This is a genomic window from Rhodococcus sp. (in: high G+C Gram-positive bacteria), from assembly GCF_049591685.1.
Lineage (GTDB): Bacteria > Actinomycetota > Actinomycetes > Mycobacteriales > Mycobacteriaceae > Rhodococcoides.
In genome coordinates this window covers 1-18,066 of record NZ_JBAWFH010000313.1, presented here as the reverse complement: position 1 = coordinate 18,066, position 18,066 = coordinate 1, and the positions used below count along the sequence as shown (strand labels likewise).

Below are 18,066 nucleotides of genomic sequence, written 5' to 3'. Positions count from 1 at the left end.
GCATACACCCGAGCGCACGGCGGCGCGCCGGGCACCCGTGCAACACCGAGGCCGGCCATACCGGGTAACGCCGATCCGACGCCGCAGCGTGTCGTCCATGTCGTCGCTTGCCCTCCGGCTACGTTTCGCCGCGGACCGTTCTCGGTGACGACGCTCGCGCTCACCGCTGTCGGTGTCGCAACGGAGCGTTTCCTCGCCGAATTCGGTTTACCCGCCCCGGACACCCTCAATTCGCTGGTGCCGATGGCGTTGCCCGAGGATGTGCCTTGGCCGGCGGCCAACAGAATCGTCAACGGAACCGTCGATCTGCATCTCGAGATCACCGACCTCGCCCAGCGAGCAGAAGCAATTCGACTGTCGTTGAAGGCTGCTCGCCGCGATGTCGTCGATCCGCATCTGCTGCGCTGGATCACAGCCGAGAACCGAGTGCCCGCACCGGTTTTCCTCGCCGCAACCCGCTTTCAGCGCAGTCGCGCCGCGGTGAGTCACGCCGTTCCGCAGTCCGTACAGTCCAATCTGACGGTCGTGAGCGTCGACCGCGGCGACGCGGAACTCACACTCTGCGGCGCCCGGGCCCTGTTCACGGCCGGGTTTCCGATGCTCAGTGCCGCGAGGTCGGTGTCGCACGGTTTCTACGGCCTCGGCGACACGTTGACCGTGTGCATCATCGCCTGCCCCGACACGTTCCCCGCGCACGCGCGCTATGCGGACATCGTCGAGCAAGCGGTGAGAGATGTGGCCGCCGCAACCGCAACGCGCGGCTGATCGCCGTTTTCTCCGAGCCGGTTCCCGATTCGTCTATATGGTCATGTTGTGGGCACATCGAAATATCAGGGCTGGCCGGAGAAGGCCGACGCCGCCAGACTGCACTTCGTATCGGGCAAGGGCGGGACCGGGAAGTCGACGGTCGCCGCGGCCTTGGCGTTGGCGCTCGCGGCCGACGGTCGTCGCGTCCTCCTGGTGGAGGTCGAGGGTAGGCAGGGCATCGCTCAGCTCTTCGACGTACCGCCGCTTCCCCCGGTCGAGACGCGCGTCGCGACAGCGGACGGCGGCGGTGAAGTCTATGCGCTGGCCGTCGACATCGAGACCGCATTCCTCGAGTACCTCGACATGTTCTACAACCTCGGATTCGCGGGACGCGCGATGCGCAAGATCGGTGCCATCGAATTCGCGACCACCATCGCTCCGGGTCTGCGCGACGTATTGCTGACCGGAAAGGTCAAGGAGTGCGTCGTCCGGACCGACAAGAAGGGCAAGCGCGTCTACGACGAGGTGGTCGTGGATTCGCCGCCGACGGGGCGCATCGGAAATTTCCTCGACGTCACCAAGGCGATGGCGGATCTGGCGAAGGGTGGGCCGGTGCGATCGCAGGCCGATGGAGTCGTGCGGCTGCTGCACTCGGCGGAGACCGTCGTCCACCTCGTGACTCTGCTCGAGGCTCTGCCCGTGCAGGAGACCGCCGATGCGGTACGTGAACTGGAGGCGGCCGACCTCGAGCTGGGTGCCGTCATCGTCAACCGAACCGAGCCGACCTACCTTTCACCCGACGCGTTGCGTGATGCAGCCGAGGGCAACGTCGACGTCGCTGCTCTTCGCCGCGGACTCGACAAGACCGGCATCACGCTGTCCGACGAGAGCTTCGCAGGGCTGCTCACCGAAACGATCGAGCATGCCTCGACGCTCGCCGCCCAGGTGGACAGCGGCACTCAGCTCGACGAGCTCGACACCGCGCGCATGCATCTGCCGATGCTGGCCGACGGCGTCGACCTCGGGGGTTTGTACGAACTGGCAGCCGAACTCAGAGAACAGGGTGTGAAATGACGCGAGCCGGCGGAACGACCCACAAGGCTGCACCGGTACTCGACATCGGGAAAATGCTGCTCGACGAATCGTCGCGGATCGTGGTGGTGTGCGGCGCCGGAGGCGTCGGCAAGACGACGACAGCCGCATCGATGGCGCTTCGAGCTGCCGAGCGGGGCCGCAAGGTGGTGGTTCTGACGATCGACCCTGCGCGTCGCCTGGCTCAGGCACTGGGTGTCGGGGAGTTGGACAACTCGCCCCAACCGGTGAAGCTGCCTGCAGGCTCGACTGGCGAACTGCACGCGATGATGCTCAACATGCGTCGCACATTCGACGAGATGGTCATCGAGCACTCGACTCCTGAGAAGGCCGCTCAGGTGCTGGCCAACCCGTTCTATCAGACCGTCGCATCGTCGTTCTCCGGCACGCAGGAGTACATGGCAATGGAGAAGCTGGGGCAGTTGGCGTCGGATTCGACCTGGGATCTCATCGTCGTCGACACTCCCCCGTCGCGCAACGCGCTCGACTTCCTCGACGCCCCGCAGCGGCTCGGTTCGTTTCTCGACGGACGGTTCATCCGGCTGCTGATGGCGCCGGGCCGCGGATTGACGCGCATGGTCACCAGCGCGATGGGCTTGGCCCTGCGCGGCGTCTCCACCGTCATCGGCAGCGAAATGCTGAGTGACGCATCGGCATTCGTGCAGTCACTGGACTCGATGTTCGGGGGTTTCCGCGAACGGGCCACGCGTACCTACCAGCTTCTCCGCGAGAGCGGCACGAGCTTTATCGTCGTGGCGGCCGCGGAGCCGGATGCGTTGCGCGAAGCGGCGTTCTTCGTCGATCGGCTCAGCGGCGAGGGGATGCCCCTCGCCGGCCTGGTTCTCAATCGCACGCACCCGACGCTGTCGGACATCCCGGCCGATCACGCGGCCACCGCGGCGGATCAGCTCACGGGTTCGGACGACGAGGGCGCCGAGCTCACGTCGGCGGTCCTCCGCATTCACGCTGCGCGTGCGGTGACCGCGGCCCGAGAGCTTCGCTTGCTACGCCGCTTCACCTCGGCGCATCCGCGAGTGCCGATCGTCGGAGTCCCGTCGTTGCCGTTCGAGGTGTCGGACTTGCAGGCACTGCGTGCCGTTGCGGACCAACTCACCCGATCTGCGTGACGGGTGAGCGGTCCGTTCGACCGGCGTCCGCGCTTCAGATGGCGGCTTGCTGCTGCCGCTGCGACTCGAAGAATTCGGACCAGGAGTCGACCTCCGGGTGCTGCTTGAGCAGCGCACGCCGCTGTCGCTCCGTCATTCCACCCCACACGCCGAACTCGACGCGGTTGTCCAGTGCGTCTGCCCCGCACTGCATCAGTACCGGACAGTGCCTGCAGATGGTCGCAGCCTTGCGCTGCGCTGCCCCCCGAACGAAAAGCTGGTCCGGGTCCGTCCCCTTGCACCTTGCCTGTGCCACCCACGCAATGCGTGCTTCTGCTTCTTCCACATCGAGCCGCGTCGGTGCTGCTGTCGTGTGCATTGCGGATCCCCTTTGCAATTCGAACGCCCTCGCTGGACGTTCCACAAGCCCGTCGGTTCGTGTACCCCACTGCTCGAAGCACATGGACCTAGGAGCTGCCCCACATTCATATACAAGTGTTATGTGAATCACACACCGTGCTCATAATTTAGGTAAATCCGGCGTCGAACGCAAGACGAGGTCCCCACAAATCTGGTACGGGCGTCTCGACCTGCGGTTCTATGGTTCGGGTGCCGGCGCTCGAATGAGCGAAGTGGTGCCGACGACGAACTTTTCTGCGGAAAGCCGGACCGACCCACGTACGCTGTGCTTCGTGTCAGTTGGAAAAACCGTGGCGAAGCTCGCCGGATGTTCCGCCCTCGCGGGCGCGTTGTTGGCCGGAGTCATGTTCCCGTTGGCAGGTGGCTTCGGGTATGCCTCGAACCGTGCCGCCGAGACGGTCGACAACGTGTCGGCCGAACTTGTCGAAGGAGCGGTTCCGGCCGTGTCGACGATGGTCGACGCCGCAGGCAACCCGATCGCCTGGTTGTACGAGCAACGACGTTTCGAGGTCCCGAGCGATCGGATCTCCAACGAGATGAAGCTCGCCATCGTCTCCATCGAGGACAAGCGCTTTGCCGAGCATCAGGGCGTCGACTGGCAGGGCACGCTGCGTGCGTTCCTGACCAACACCACCAGCGGCCAGGTCGAGCAGGGCGCGTCGACGCTCGATCAGCAGTACGTGAAGAACTACCAGCTGCTGGTTGTCGCAAAGACCGACGCCGAGCGGCGCGCAGCCATCGAGACGACGCCCGCCCGTAAGATCCGCGAGATCCGAATGGCGTTGACCCTCGACAAAGAGCTGACCAAGGACGAGATCCTCACCCGGTACCTCAACCTCGTTCCGTTCGGCAACGCCTCGTTCGGCATCCAGGACGCTGCGCAGACTTACTTCGGGATCGACGCGAGCCAACTCGACGCCAAGCAGTCGGCGATGCTCGCCGGCATGGTGCAGTCCAGCTCCGCGCTCAATCCGTACACCAACGAGCAGGGCGTCGTCGATCGACGCAACATCGTGCTCGACACCATGATCCAGAACATTCCCGAGCGGGCCGACGAGTTCCGTCAGGCCAAGACGGAACCGCTGGGTGTTCTTCCCGTTCCGCAGACGCTACCTCGCGGGTGCATCGCTGCCGGTGACCGCGGATTCTTCTGCGACTACGCGCTGCAGTACCTGGCCAACGCAGGAATCAGCCGCGAGCAGATAGACAAGGGCGGCTACCTGATCCGCACGACCCTCGACCCCGCAGTGCAAAACTCGACCAAATCCGCACTCGTGGGCAATTCGAGTCCGAAGCTCGACGGCGTCGCTACGGTCATGAACGTCATTGCGCCCGGCCAGGACTCCCACCGGATTCTCGCGATGGGAAGCAGTCGAACGTACGGCCTCGACGCCGACACCGACGAGACCGTGCAGCCGCAGCCCTATTCTCTGGTCGGCCACGGCGCCGGATCGATCTTCAAGGTCTTCACCACCGCAGCGGCGATGGAACGCGGACTCGGTACGAGCGCCACACTGCAGGTGCCCAGGCGCGCCGAGGTTCGTGGCCTCGGTGACGGCGGCGCCCGCGGCTGCCCCGCCAATACTTACTGCGTCGAGAACGCGGGCAACTACCCGCCTGCCCTGTCCATCTCCGACGCACTGGCACAGTCGCCGAACACCGCGTTCGTCAAGCTGATCGAGTCGGTCGGCGTGGCTCCGGTGGTCGACATGTCGGTGCGACTCGGACTGCGTTCCTACGCGGATCCGGGCACGTCGGGCTTCGACGAACAGTCCATGGCCGATTTCCAGAAGTCGCAGAATCTCGGCTCGTACACCCTCGGACCCACCTGGGTGAACCCGCTGGAGCTGTCGAACGTCGCAGCGACACTGGCGTCGGGTGGCAAGTGGTGCCCACCGACACCCATCGATGCCGTCTTCGACCGTGAAGGCAAGCAGGTCCCGGTGACGCAGCAGGCCTGCGAGCAGGTCGTCGAGCCCGGTTTGGCCAACACTCTCACCAACGCGATGAGCAAGGACGATCAGGCGGGCGGCACCTCGGCGTCGGCCGCGGGATCGGTCGGCTGGTCGCTGCCGATGGGTGGCAAGACCGGTACCACCGAGTCGCACATGTCGTCGGGCTTCCTCGGCTTCACCAACCGCTACGCGGCGGCTGTCTACACCTACGGTGACTCGCCGACGCCCGGTGAGATCTGCTCGTTCCCACTGCGGCCCTGCTACTCGGGCAACCTGTTCGGCGGCAACGAGCCCGCGCGTACCTGGTTCGACGCAATGAGTCCGGTCGCGAACAACTTCGGGCCGGTCGAACTGCCTCCGGTGGATCAAAAGTACGTCCGAGGCTCGGCCAACGGTCAGGTTCCCGACGTGACCGGCCAGAGCCAGAGCTCTGCCACGTCCACCCTTCAGGGCGCAGGCTTTCAGGTCACCGCGGTGACGACAGCGGGAACAGCGTCACGCGGAACCGTCACCGGGGTGTCGCCTTCGGGGTCGGCAATCCCCGGGTCGACCATCACGATCTATGTCAGTGACGGTTCGGTGCGCCAGGCGCCACCCGCCGCCCCGTCGTTGCCCGGGTTGCCGAACATTCAGCTGCCCGCCCTGCCGCCGGACATTCAGATCCCGGCCATACCCGGGCTGACCGTCCCGCGCTAGGCGTTCGACACAGAGGTTCTACACAGAGGTTCTACACAGAGGTTCTACACAGAGGTTCGACACAGAGGTTCTACACAGGGGTTCTACGCAGAGGTTCTACACAGGGGTTCTACGCGGATGGCACGGCCAGAACTTCTGGCCGTGCCATCTGTGTTTTACAGCCGCTGGGTGTTTCTACAGACGCTGGGTGTTTCTACAGACGCTGGTTTCTACAAGCGATCTTTGACGGCCTTCGACACGCGTGAGCCATCTGCCTTGCCGGCGGCGAGAGCGGAGGCGGCCTTCATGACCAGCCCCATCTGCTTCATGCCGGGACGCTCACCGATTTCCTCGGCGACCTGTGCGATGGCCGTGTCGGCGACGTCGGCGAGCTCGGCGTCGGTCAGCGGGGTCGGCAGGTATTCGTCGATGATCTGAGCCTCGGCGCGCTCGGTGGCTGCCAGCTCACCGCGGCCGTTCTCGGTGTAGATCTCGGCCGACTCGCCGCGCTTCTTCGACTCCTTGGCGAGCACCTTGAGCACCTGCTCGTCGGTGAGGTCGTGCGCTTCCTTGCCGGACACTTCTTCGGTCTGGATGGCGGCGAGCAACATACGTATTGTCGCCGTGCGCAGCTTGTCCTTGGCCTTCATGGATGTGGTGAGGTCGGATCGGAGCCTGGTCTTCAGTTCGGACATGTAACGGAACGCTACGCGGGCTGTGTGTGAGAGCGCACGTCGATAACGCGACCCTGCCGTATCGTGGAAGTGTGTCCGTGAAAAACCAGTCCGTGAAATTCAACGCACAGGCCCACATCCTCGCGGCTGCATCTCGCGCCCGAGCCGGCGCAGCCGAGGCACCCGTCCGAAGCGCTGCACTTGCCACGGCAGGTGCAGCGGCACTCGGCGTCGGATACGCCACGCTCATCGAGCGCAATGCTTTCACGCTGCGCGAGACGTCCATGGCGGTTCTCGAGCCCGGATCGTCGTCGCTGCGCGTCCTGCACATCAGCGACCTGCATATGATGCCCGGGCAGCGGCTCAAGCAGAACTGGCTGCGCGAGCTCGACCGTCTCGAGCCCGATCTTGTCGTCAACACCGGCGACAATCTGTCGCACCCTCGCTCGGTGCCGGCCGTCGTGCAGGCACTGGGCCCTCTCCTTTCTCGGCCCGGTCTTTTCGTGTTCGGCAGCAACGACTACTTCGCTCCGAAGCCGAAGAACCCGCTGAAGTACTTCAAGAAGGACCACAACCGGGTCCTCGGCGAATCCCTGCCGTGGCGAGACCTGCGTGCCGCGTTCTCCGAACGTGGTTGGCACGACGTCACCCACGTTCGTCGCGAACTCGAGGTCGCCGGTGTCCGAATCGCGTCGGCGGGCGTCGACGATCCGCATCTGAAGCGCGATCGCTACGACACCATCGCCGGGCAGCCGAACCCGCTGGCCGACTTGCGCCTCGGCATCACCCACTCGCCAGAGCCGCGCGTGCTCGACAGGTTCGCCGAGGACGGGTACGACCTCGTGCTCGCCGGGCACACGCACGGCGGCCAACTATGCCTTCCGTTCTACGGCGCCCTCGTCACCAACTGCGAGATCGACCGTTCGCGCGTCAAGGGCCCGTCGAAGTGGGGCGCCCACACCCGGCTGCACGTCTCGGCAGGGATCGGTACGTCCCCGTATGCGCCTGCCCGCTTCTGCTGCCGGCCCGAAGCGACACTGCTGACGCTCACGCCTGCACCCCGGCAGGGCCCCAGAGAGGGTTCCGACGAGGGCGTTTCGCGTTCCGAGGCAGTCGTAAGCTAGACTTCTCCACGCGGTACACGGGGTGTGGCGCAGCTTGGTAGCGCGCTTCGTTCGGGACGAAGAGGTCGTGGGTTCGAATCCCGCCACCCCGACACTATAAAAGACCCTGACCTGGGATTCCAGGTCAGGGTCTTTTTGTGTTATCGCTTCCCGGCGGTGCGCTCTAGGCGGATGCCGCCCTGAGCTTGTCCAGAAGCGGACCGGCGGCCTCGGCGAGGAACCGCTCCTGGGTCTCGCCTCCCACCTGCACGAGCGCGATATCGCTGAACCCTGCCTCCCAGTACGGCTTTACGGCTTCGACGATCGCGTCGAGGTCCGGTCCGCACGGAATCGTCTCGGCCACATCTTCTTTGCGGACGAATTTCGTCGCACCCGCAAAGCCTGCCGTCGTCGGCAGATCGGCGTTGACGGCCCACCCGCCGGCGAACCAGCGAAACTGCTCGTGTGCGCGTTCGACTGCGGCGTCCTTGTCCGGATCCCACGAGATGGGGATCTGACCGATCGTCCGCGACGGACCGTCGTGCTTGTCGGCCCACGCGTCGACGAGCGTTGCGTCGGGTTCGGTGGCGATCAGGTGGTCACCGTAGGGCGCGAAACGCTCGACCGCTTTTTCGCCGCCGACAGCGATGCCGATCGGCACTCCGCCCTCCGGTAGGTCCCAGATGCGGGCCGAGTCGACGCGGAAGTGCTTGCCCTCGTAGGTGACGAGTCCCCCGGCGTGCAGCTTCTCGATGATCTCGAGTGCTTCGACGAACATGTCCTGACGCTTGTCGACCGAGGGCCACCCCTCACCGACGACGTGCTCGTTCAGGTTCTCACCGGTACCGAGGCCGAGGGTGAAGCGGCCGTCGGCGAGGATCTGCAGCGTCGCGGCCTTCTGGGCGACGACGGCCGGGTGGTATCGCAGGATCGGGCATGTCACGTACGTCATCAGTTCGACGCGCTGCGTGGCCTGTGCGACGGCGCCGAGAACGGTCCACGCATAGGGTGAATGGCCCATCGACGACAGCCACGGTGAGTAGTGGTCGCTGGACACCTCGAAGTCGAAGCCCACGTTCTCTGCCTTGACGGCGTAGTCCACGAGTTCTTTCGGTCCGGCTTGCTCGGTCATCAGTGTGTAACCGAAATTGGTCATGATGTCCTTCCTCAGATCGTCGCGACGGACCCGGCGTCCACGCGGTAGTTCGAGCCGTTGACGAAGCTGGCGCGGTCGGAGCACAGGAACACCACGACGGAGGCGACCTCGTCGGGTTCGCCTCGTCGGCCCAGTTCCATGAACGGGCGCTCGTGTTCGAGAAAGCTGTCGATGGCGCCGGCTCGGTCGGTGTTCATTTCCTCGGCGCGCTTGTCCATCATGGCGTCGGTCATGGGAGTGTGGATGAACGCGGGCGACACCGCGTTGACGAGCAAACCTTCGGACGCATAGCTCCGCGAGAGCCCCTTGGCCAAGGCCAGTACGCCGGCTTTCGCTGCGCAATAGGGCAATTCGTCGTCATACGGCTGCACCGCGTCTTCGGACGTGAGCAGGACGATGCGTCCCCACCCTCCCCGCCGAAGTGCGGGCAGGAAAGCTCTGAGCAAGCGAACGGGACCCATGAGGTCGACGTCCAGGGTGCTGCGCCATCCTTCTTCATCGATCTCGTGGAACAATCCCTGCGCACCGGTGACACCGGACGACTGGACGAGAATGTCGATGTCTCCCACTGCTTTCTGCACTTGCGCGGCCAGGTTCTCGACATCGGCGGTGTCGGTGACGTCGGCGGCGAAGGCATGGAGCTTTCCCGGTTGTGCCGGAAGTTCTGCCGCGGCCTTCGACAGCTTCTCCGGATTCAGGTCGCTCATCACGACCGTGGCGCCCTCGTCGAGCAGGAGCTTTGCCGTGTGCCAGCCGATTCCGGAGTCTGCACCGGTGACGAGTGCGACGCGTCCTTCGATTCCCAGGTCCATACTGCGTCGTTCTCCTATCGATCGGACGTCGCATCGTGCGACCGCGCGATGGTCAGTGCCGCGTTGACGAGTGCCAAGTGGCTCAGGCCCTGCGGGAAGTTACCCAGGAACGAACCATCCGAAGCATCGATCATCTCGCTGTACAAACCGACCTCGTTGGACATCTCCACCAGCTGGTCCATCAACCGGGTGGCCTCGTCGTCACGCCCGACGCACGACAGCGCCGACACTCGCCAGAACGCACAGGCGACGAAAGTGGCCTCCTCCTTGTCCACGCCGGTGTAGCGATAGAGCAGTGGGCCGACGCCCAGCTCGTCGCCGAGTGCGTCGATGGTCGACGACATGCGCGCTCCGCGGTCGAAACCCATTTCGGCGGCCAGCAGCACCGATGCATCCATGCAGTCCGAGCCCGGGAACGCCATGTAGGCCTGCCGCTCGTCGGACCAGCACCGCTCGTCGATGTAGGTCCTGATGCGTTCACGCTCGGCGCGCCACCGATCGGGGACGCCCGGAATCTGTCCGTTCTCGGCGAGGTGGACCGCACTGTCGAGCGCTTGCCAGCATCCGAGTTTCGAAGTGGTGTAATGCTGTTCGTCCTTCAACTCCCAGATGCCGGCATCGCGTCGCTGCCACGAGTCGCACGCCTCGTCGGCGATACTCGCGAGAAGGCGCCCGGTGTGCGCGTCGAGCACGTTGCCCGCGTCGACGTACAACCGCACGATCGAGAACAGATCGCCGAAGATGCCGAGTTGCAACTGATGCGCGGCGGCGTTGCCGTTGACGACCGGACCGATCTCTCGCCACCCCGGAACATCGGGTTCGTCGGTGCCACCGGGTAGTTCGCCGCTGAGTGTGTAGAACACGTTGACGAGCGGATCGTTGCTTCGAATCACCTTCAGCAACCACGCAACTGCACCGTGTACCTCTTCGCGCAGGCCGAACCGGATGAGTGCTCGAATGGTGTACGCGGTGTCGCGAACCCAGGCGTAGCGATAATCCCAATTCTTACCGCCGTCGATATTCTCGGGCAGCGAGGTGGTGGCTGCGGCGGCGATCGCGCCGGATGGACTGTGGATCAGCAACTTCAACGCCAACGCGCTGCGTTCGACGTGATCGCCCCACGGGCCGTCGTAGGAGAATTCCTCGGACCACACCCTCCAGTTCGCGATCGTGCGTTCGATTCCTGCGTCCATTTGCTCGGGCGCCGGGAGCGGCAGCGGCTCGCCCTCGGTTCCGACCAGGCCGACGAGATAACGCGAACCCTCGCTGGTGACGAAGGTTCCGCCGATGCTGCGGTCGTCGACGGACGCGTCGCCCATACCGAGGGTGCGCACGGCCATGGTCAGCCCGTCCACTCTCAGCACCGTTCCGTGCTCGGTGTGATGGGCCCAGGGAGATGCCTTTCCGAGCATCGTCCCCGGGGCGACTCGCCATTCCATCTCGACGTCGCCACTCATTCCTTCTGTTCGACGTGCGAGTTCGACCCAGGGCAGTCGACCGGCGACACCGGTGTTCAACGAATCCGTCACCCGGACCGAACCCGTATCGGTGCGGTATGTCGTGGACAGCACGTTGGTGCCGCTCACGAATTCACGTTCGACGGTGAAACTGCCCGTGGGTGCCAACGAGAAATTGCCGCCGTTCTGCGCGTCGAGCAGGGCAGCAAAAGCCGGGGCGGAGTCGAGGTTCGGCAACGGCAGCCAGTCGATGCTTCCGTCCGCTGCAACCAGAGCGACCGTCCTGCCGTCGCCGATGGCCGCATAGTTCTCGATGCCGGTGTAACCGCCCGACCTGCTCATTTGCCGGTCAGCCTCGCGATCGCGCTGTCGGCGAATTTCTCGAGGAGGTCGGCGGGGTCGTCGTAGACGGTGTGCGCGCCTGCGGCTGTCAGCTCTGCCGCCGCGATGCCGCCCGACCGCACTCCGATGCACGTGACGCCGAGTCGGTGCGCAGCCTTCATGTCCCACACGCTGTCGCCGATCATCACGGCGTTCCCGGCGTCGACACCCGCCCGTTCGAGTGCAACCTGGACGATTTCGGGCTCGGGTTTCGCGACCTCGGCGTCCTCCGAAGATGTCACGACCGACACGATGTCCTCGACGTCGAGGAGGTCGCGTAGGCGAGCGAGTTCGTTCTCGGGGGCCGAGGTCGCGAGTACCACGGTCAGCCCGCTTTCGCTCACGTGCTCCAGCAACTCCCGGCCGCCGGGGAGCATCTCGAGCCGTTTGCTCGCGTCCTCGTAGTACGACGCGTGCAGATCCTTCGCTTCGAGCGCCAACGCGCTCTCGGACGATCCGACGAGGGTCTCGAGCAACTTGTCGCCGTCCATGCCGATGCATCGATGTATCCGCCAGGACGGGACAGTGCGGCCTGCGTCGGTGAAGGCACGCGACCAGGCATCGACGTGTACGTAGTTGGAGTCCACCAGGGTGCCGTCGATGTCGAACAGGACTGCGCCGGGCTGTGAAGTCATGGCGGATGGTTACCCGCCGCAACGATGCGCGAAACCGGTGGACACGACGAAGGGCTCCTCGCACGTGCGAGGAGCCCTTCGTCATCTTGTTCCACTCAGTCGATCTGAGCCTGCCACATCCAGTGCAACTGCTCGAGGCGAGCGGTGATGGAGATCAACAGGTCCTGGGTGACCGGATCTGCGGCCTCGGTGTCGGCAATGCGACCACGGAGCCGATCGATCACGGCGGCGAGATTGTCGACGATCGCTGCCGTGACCTGCACATCCTTGGTCCAGCCCTCACCGAATCCCTTGGTCCCGGCCGTCGTACTCACGGTGGCCGAACGACCGTCGGGGCTGACGCCGATTGCCGTGGCACGCTCGGCAACCTGATCGGTGAATTCACGTGCTGCGGTGACCAGTTCGTCGAGAGCGAGGTGCACGGATCGGAAGTTTCTTCCGATGACGTTCCAGTGCGCCTGCTTCGCGATGAGCGAGAGGTCGATCAGATCGACGACACTGCCCTGCAGCGCATCGCCCGCGATTTTCTGCTGCCCTGCGTCGAGCGTGCTGGTGATGGGGTTTGTCATGAAAACCTCTCCTTTGTGAGGAAGATTGTCGGTCAGACCTTTTCGGCTTCGTCGCCGGGGGTGGTCGGCGACTGACTCGTGGTGGGGGCGACGTCACCCTGCCCGGCACGAACACCTTCTTCGACCTTCTTGCCGATCTCCGGGTCGACGTTCTTCCAGTAGTCGAACACCCGCTGCAGAATCGGCTCGGTCACGCCGTTGAGCGCGTGGCCGACGATGTTGCCCACGAGCCGTTCGCGCTGCGCGTCGTCCATGACCTCGCGAACGAGAATGCCGGCCTGAACGAAGTCGCCGTCCTCGGGGTGCTCGATGTACCCGGTGCGAACGAAGCGCGGCTCGAAGTCCCACGATCCGTCGTCGCCGTACTTCGCTGTGTCGGCATGGGGGCCGCCGTACGAGTTGGGCGCGTAGACGGGGGTGCTCGCGGAGTTGAACGAGTACCGCATGGCACCGTCCTTCGAGTACGAATTGACCTGCGCCTTGGGCGCATTGACGGGCAACTGCGCGTAGTTCGCTCCGATGCGGTACCGGTGGGCGTCAGCGTAGGAGAAGATGCGTCCGAGAAGCATCTTGTCGGGGCTGGCACCGATTCCGGGAACGAGGTTCGACGGTTCGAACGAGCTCTGCTCGATCTGCGCGTGGAAGTTCTCGGGGTTGCGGTTCAGCGTCAGCTTGCCGACCTTGATCTTCGGGTAGTCCTTCTGCGACCAGACCTTGGTCAGGTCGAACGGGTTGTACTTGTAGTTCTCTGCATCGTCGTACGGCATGATCTGGACGTAGAAGTCCCAGCTCGGGAACTCACCCTTGTCGATGGCGCCGAACAGGTCCTGACGATGATCGTCGGGCGAGGTGCCCGCCAACTCGTCGGCCTTCTGCTGCGTCAAGAAGTCGATGCCCTGATTGGTCTTGAAGTGGAACTTCACCCACGAGCGCTCTCCGGCCTCGTTGATGAACTGATATGTGTGCGAACCGAAGCCGTCCATGTGACGGTAGCTCTTCGGGATTCCGCGATCTCCCATAAGCCAGGTGACCTGGTGCGCCGTCTCGGGGGAGAGCGTCCAGAAATCCCACTGCATGTTGTGATCGCGCAGACCTGAGTCGGGCATACGCTTCTGGCTACGGATGAAGTCCTGGAACTTGATCGGATCCTTGACGAAGAACACCGGCGTGTTGTTGCCGACGAGGTCCCAGTTGCCTTCGGTGGTGTAGAACTTCAGCGAGAAACCACGCGGGTCGCGCCAGGTGTCGGGGCTACCCTGCTCACCGGCGACGGTGGAAAAACGCGCGAGGGCTTCGGTCTTGACGCCCTTCTGCAGCGCCGCGGCCTTGGTGTACTGCGAGATGTCCTCGGTGATCTCGAGAACGCCGAACGCGCCGGACCCCTTCGCGTGCACCACGCGCTCCGGCACACGCTCACGGTTGAACTGCGCCATCTTCTCGATCAGGTAATGGTCGTGCAGCAGAATGGGACCCTGCGTGCCCGCGGTCAGCGACTGGTCGTCACTGGGTACGGGTATTCCGGAATTGGTGGTGGTGGCCGGCTCGGTCATGAATGAAGCCTCCTGGTGATCGACTGGTCGCCTCCCGAGGGGCTGGCTCGGGAGACGTGGTTCAATTGTTTCAGTGGTGACGGCGGCCGTCAGGTCGAATGGGCCGATTGCTGCGACATGCAGTCGGAGCAGACGCCCCAAAAGACGATCTCTGCTTCCTCGACGAAGAATCCCTGTGATTCAGCGGGGTCGAGGCACGGCGCTGCGCCGACGACACAGTCGACGTCGGCGACCTTCTGACAGCGACGGCACACCAGGTGATGATGGTTGTCGCCGATGCGCGTTTCGTAGAGCGCCGGTGATCCGGCGGGCTCGATCCGTCGCAGCAGTCCGGCGTTCACGCAGGCGCGCAGAACGTCGTAGACAGCTTGCATCGACACCGAACCCGTTTCGGCTCGCACCACGGCGGCCACGTCGTCGGCGTCGGAGTGCGGCCGGGTTGCGACCGCCTTCAACACCGCCACTCGTGGACCGGTGACGCGCAGACCCACCGAGCGCAGCAGCGCTACCGGGTCTGTGATCGCGTCGTCCAATGGCATGACTACGAGTATGCCCCTTTTCTGGAGTAAGTCAAGAAAAGGAGGTTGATCTAGAGGTCAGGTGCGCTGACCTGCGTTGCAGCACCGGTCTCCATGGAACCGGACACGATCTGCAGCCCCAGATGTGTCCCCGACTTGATCCACGAACCCAGCGTGGGGCCTTCGGCGTCGACCTTCACCCGGCACAGCCGGGCCTTACCGGTGAGCTTCGCGGCCGCCAATCTCAGGCTGTCACCGTCGGGCTGCGCAAACCCCAAACCACCCTTGATCGGAAACGCGGGCCCGATCGGACGCGCGGCCGTACGAACCGACCAGCCTTCGGCCGACGCGCTCGCGCTCGCCGCCACGGAACCGTCGAACTCCGCGAGCACCTTCGGCAGGTGCCAGTGCGTGCGACCGCCGTGTACCGAAACCTCCGAGTCGACGGCGATGAAGGGAACAGACATCCGCGGCGTCGGCCCGAGGCCACGACCGGGGCGCCTGAGCACCGGACTGGCGAGGATCTCGCGATACGGGCCGACCGGCGAACTCAGGTAGTCCACCACCATGACCATGGTGAGCGGGATACTCGGACCGCCGAGCAATGCCCGTCCGGCCGGGGTCGCGCGGTGCCACCAGATGGTTGCGCGGACATCGGCGGGCCATGGCGGAGGCGGGCTCTGTGGCCAGTCGCTGCGAACCGACTCCGACTCGTTCACGCTCCACATGTCGAACCTCCCTGCACCGTCAACGGCAACCGAAGCGCGCCGGGCGCCGCAGCGGGCACAACCGGACGCACGGGTTGCGTCGGCAATATCGAGCGGTATTCCGCGCCCAGCTCAGGCCGCAGATCCTGCTCACCCCTGTTCGGCCACAGCGCAAGTGCTCGCTCGGCCTGTGCGGTGATGGTGAGCGACGGGTTCACGCCGAGGTTGGCGCTCACCGCAGAACCGTCCACCACATGCAGGCCCTCGTGCCCGTACACCCGGTGGTACGCGTCGACAACTCCGTGTTCCGGGGAGTCGCCGATGGCGCAGCCGCCGAGGAAATGAGCGGTCATCGGAATGTTGACGATCTCGGCCATCGACCCGCCGGGATCGCCGCCGATCTTGTCGGCCAGAAGTCGAATCGCTTCGTGCCCCTGCGGGATCCACGACGGCGGCGGATCGCCCGCACCGGGCCTGCTGGTGAGGCGTAGGCCGAAGAATCCCTTCTTCGAGCCCAGTTCGAGCGAGTTGTCGTCCGTCTGCATGACAAGAGCGATGACGGTGCGCTCCGACCACCGGCGAACCGACAGACTGCGCACGGCTGCTCCGGGATGACGGAGCGCGACACCGAGGGTCTTCAGCACCCGAGGCGTCCGGCCTCCCCCGTCGCTCAACACCGTCTGCAGCAATCCGATCGCGTTGCTGCCCTTGCCGTATCGCACAGGTTCGATGTGCGTGTGATCGTCGGGATGGAACGACGACGTGATCGCGACGCCCTCGGTGTAGTCGATCTCTTTACCCCGCGCAGTGGCCGCGAGCACGGCCTCGGAATTGGTGCGCACCAAGCTGCCGATACAGTCGGACAACCTGGGCAACTGCTTCGTTTCCTTCATGGCCAGCAGCAGCTTCTGCGTGCCGTACGTACCGGCCGCGAACACCACCTGATCGGCGGTCATAACGGTTTCCGTGCGGCGGAGCTTGCCGCCCGTTCTCTTGGTCACCACGTCGTATCCGCCGCCCGGCCTGGGACGAACGGCCGTGACGGTCGTCAACGGAAGGACCTGCGCGCCTGCCTGTTCCGCGAGGTAGAGATAGTTCTTGACGAGGGTGTTCTTGGCACCGACGCGGCATCCTGTCATGCACGATCCACACTCGGTGCAGCCCGTGCGCTCGGGGCCCACTCCCCCGAAGAACGGATCGGCCTCCGTTCGGCCCGGCGTCCCGAAGAACACACCCACCGGTGTACTCACAAACGTGTCGCCGACGCCCATGTCCTCGGCAACTTCCTTCATGACCTTGTCCGACGGCGTGATCGTCGGGTTGGTCTCGACGCCGAGCATCCGCTTCGCCTGGTCGTAATAGGGCGCGAGTTCCCGGTGCCAGTCGGTGATGTGACCCCACTGCGGATCCTCGAAGAAGCGCTTCGGCGGTTGATACAGGGTGTTTGCGTAGTTGAGGGAGCCACCGCCGACGCCAGCGCCGGCCATCACCAGCACGTCGGGTAACAGGTGGATACGTTGCACGCCATAGCATCCCAGCGCGGGCGCCCAGAGGTACTTGCGCAGACGCCAGCTCGTCTTCGGCAGCTCGTCGTCCGCGAAGCGTCGGCCCGACTCGAGAACGCCGACCCTGTACCCCTTCTCGGTCGCGCGGAGTGCCGCGACGCTACCCCCGAAGCCGGACCCGATCACGAGAACATCGAAGTCGCTCATACTCGTTGCCCCTCTTCTGCTGAAATGCCTTGGTATTGCGCCAGGTCGAACGTCCGGGTCGAGTTGCGGAACGAGAAGGTGTACGTCGGCCACATCACCGGGTTGCGCCCCTCCGAGTCGAGATACCAGCTCGAGCATCCGCCTGTGTTCCACACGGTGCCGGCCAACGAGTCGTGAATCCACGAATTGTACTGCTGCTGAGCAGATTCGTTCACGTCGACGGACGCAAGCCCGCGCTCCCGCATCTGCCGCAGGGCGGACACCACGTAGTTGGCCTGGGACTCGAGCATGTACACGATCGAGCTGTGCCCGAGGTTGGTGTTCGGACCGTACATCAAGAACAGATTCGGGAAGCCGTGCACGGTTGTGCCGCGGAACGCATTCGGGCTACCGTCCCACTTCTTCGCCAGCGTGACGCCCTCGGTCCCGATCAATGCGTGAGACACCGGCGGTTCGGTCGGAGTGAAGCCCGTCGCGAAGATAATTGTGTCCACCGGATATTCGTTGCCGTCCGCGTCGACGACAGCATTCTCGGTGATCTCCGTCAGTCCGCTCGGCACCAGGTCGACGTCGTCGCGGTCCAGCGTCTTCAACCAATCGTTCGACAGCAACATGCGCTTGCAACCGAGCATGAAGTCCGGCGTCAGCGCTGCGCGCTTCGTCTTGTTCTTGACTTGGCGACGCAGATGCAGCTTGGCGACGTTGGTGATCAGCGGCAGCACCTTCGGGTGGTGCGCGAGAGCCGTCACATACACCTCGCGGTAACCGTAGATGACTCCTCGAACAGCCTTCTGGGT

General features: G+C 64.6%; 17 protein-coding genes and 1 tRNA gene. 6 read left to right on the top strand and 12 right to left on the bottom strand.

The annotated features are described in order from the left end of the window. The 3 genes from WBQ44_RS12910 to bagB form a co-directional block, all read left to right on the top strand. Window positions 1-765: WS/DGAT domain-containing protein (locus tag WBQ44_RS12910; RefSeq protein WP_495567077.1), on the top strand; the 765-nt coding region annotated here is incomplete at its 5' end. 48 nt (window positions 766-813) lie between these two features. Further along, window positions 814-1,821 (top strand): ATPase BagA, encoded by a 1,008-nt coding sequence (bagA, locus tag WBQ44_RS12905; protein WP_495567076.1) that lies wholly within the window; start codon window positions 814-816, stop codon window positions 1,819-1,821. Continuing rightward, complete coding sequence (gene bagB / locus WBQ44_RS12900) at window positions 1,818-2,966, top strand: ATPase BagB (protein WP_495567075.1); 1,149 nt, start codon at window positions 1,818-1,820, stop codon at window positions 2,964-2,966. The genes bagA and bagB overlap by 4 nt, the downstream gene beginning before the upstream one ends. 34 nt (window positions 2,967-3,000) lie before the next feature. Here bagB and WBQ44_RS12895 read toward each other — a convergent pair whose 3' ends face one another. Beyond that, window positions 3,001-3,324, bottom strand: a complete 324-nt coding sequence (locus WBQ44_RS12895; protein WP_495567074.1) for a WhiB family transcriptional regulator — start codon at window positions 3,322-3,324, stop codon at window positions 3,001-3,003. Window positions 3,325-3,655: 331 nt separating this feature from the next. Here WBQ44_RS12895 and WBQ44_RS12890 point away from each other — a divergent pair, with 331 nt between their 5' ends. Further along, window positions 3,656-6,016, top strand: a complete 2,361-nt coding sequence (locus WBQ44_RS12890; RefSeq protein ID WP_495567079.1) for a penicillin-binding protein — start codon at window positions 3,656-3,658, stop codon at window positions 6,014-6,016. A 209-nt stretch (window positions 6,017-6,225) separates the two neighbouring features. Here WBQ44_RS12890 and WBQ44_RS12885 read toward each other — a convergent pair whose 3' ends face one another. Continuing rightward, on the bottom strand, window positions 6,226-6,690 hold the full coding sequence (locus WBQ44_RS12885) for a GatB/YqeY domain-containing protein (protein ID WP_495567073.1): 465 nt from the start codon (window positions 6,688-6,690) through the stop codon (window positions 6,226-6,228). Window positions 6,691-6,806: 116 nt separating this feature from the next. Here WBQ44_RS12885 and WBQ44_RS12880 point away from each other — a divergent pair, with 116 nt between their 5' ends. Further along, on the top strand, window positions 6,807-7,793 hold the full coding sequence (locus tag WBQ44_RS12880) for a metallophosphoesterase (RefSeq protein WP_495567078.1): 987 nt from the start codon (window positions 6,807-6,809) through the stop codon (window positions 7,791-7,793). 18 nt (window positions 7,794-7,811) lie between these two features. Next, window positions 7,812-7,885, top strand: a tRNA-Pro gene (locus WBQ44_RS12875). A gap of 71 nt (window positions 7,886-7,956) precedes the next feature. On the opposite strand, the gene WBQ44_RS12870 is transcribed toward WBQ44_RS12875, so the two are convergent. From WBQ44_RS12870 to WBQ44_RS12825, 10 genes are all read right to left on the bottom strand, one after another. Next, window positions 7,957-8,928, bottom strand: coding sequence for an LLM class F420-dependent oxidoreductase (locus WBQ44_RS12870; protein WP_495567072.1), 972 nt, complete (start codon window positions 8,926-8,928; stop codon window positions 7,957-7,959). Between the two features lie 11 nt (window positions 8,929-8,939). Further along, entirely contained in the window at window positions 8,940-9,740 is an 801-nt protein-coding gene (locus WBQ44_RS12865) for an SDR family NAD(P)-dependent oxidoreductase (protein ID WP_495567071.1), read from the bottom strand. Window positions 9,741-9,754: 14 nt separating this feature from the next. Continuing rightward, the gene (locus WBQ44_RS12860) at window positions 9,755-11,539 is read right to left on the bottom strand and encodes a glycoside hydrolase family 15 protein (protein ID WP_495567070.1); all 1,785 of its coding nucleotides are present in this window, start codon (window positions 11,537-11,539) and stop codon (window positions 9,755-9,757) included. After that, a complete protein-coding gene (locus WBQ44_RS12855; protein ID WP_495567069.1) occupies window positions 11,536-12,213 on the bottom strand; it encodes an HAD family hydrolase in 678 nt (225 codons plus the stop codon). Before WBQ44_RS12855 ends, WBQ44_RS12860 begins: the two co-directional genes overlap by 4 nt. Window positions 12,214-12,308: 95 nt before the next feature. Further along, window positions 12,309-12,782, bottom strand: a complete 474-nt coding sequence (locus WBQ44_RS12850; RefSeq protein WP_495567068.1) for a Dps family protein — start codon at window positions 12,780-12,782, stop codon at window positions 12,309-12,311. A 32-nt stretch (window positions 12,783-12,814) separates the two neighbouring features. After that, complete coding sequence (locus WBQ44_RS12845; protein ID WP_495567067.1) at window positions 12,815-14,332, bottom strand: catalase; 1,518 nt, start codon at window positions 14,330-14,332, stop codon at window positions 12,815-12,817. An 89-nt stretch (window positions 14,333-14,421) separates the two neighbouring features. Continuing rightward, window positions 14,422-14,871 (bottom strand): Fur family transcriptional regulator, encoded by a 450-nt coding sequence (locus WBQ44_RS12840; RefSeq protein ID WP_495567066.1) that lies wholly within the window; start codon window positions 14,869-14,871, stop codon window positions 14,422-14,424. A gap of 50 nt (window positions 14,872-14,921) precedes the next feature. Further along, the gene (locus tag WBQ44_RS12835) at window positions 14,922-15,578 is read right to left on the bottom strand and encodes a hypothetical protein (protein WP_495567065.1); all 657 of its coding nucleotides are present in this window, start codon (window positions 15,576-15,578) and stop codon (window positions 14,922-14,924) included. Then, entirely contained in the window at window positions 15,566-17,269 is a 1,704-nt protein-coding gene (locus WBQ44_RS12830; protein ID WP_495567064.1) for a GMC oxidoreductase, read from the bottom strand. Before WBQ44_RS12830 ends, WBQ44_RS12835 begins: the two co-directional genes overlap by 13 nt. Further along, a partial coding sequence (locus WBQ44_RS12825; protein WP_495567063.1) for a flavin-containing monooxygenase occupies window positions 17,266-18,066 on the bottom strand: 801 nt, incomplete at its 5' end. The genes WBQ44_RS12825 and WBQ44_RS12830, both read right to left, overlap by 4 nt.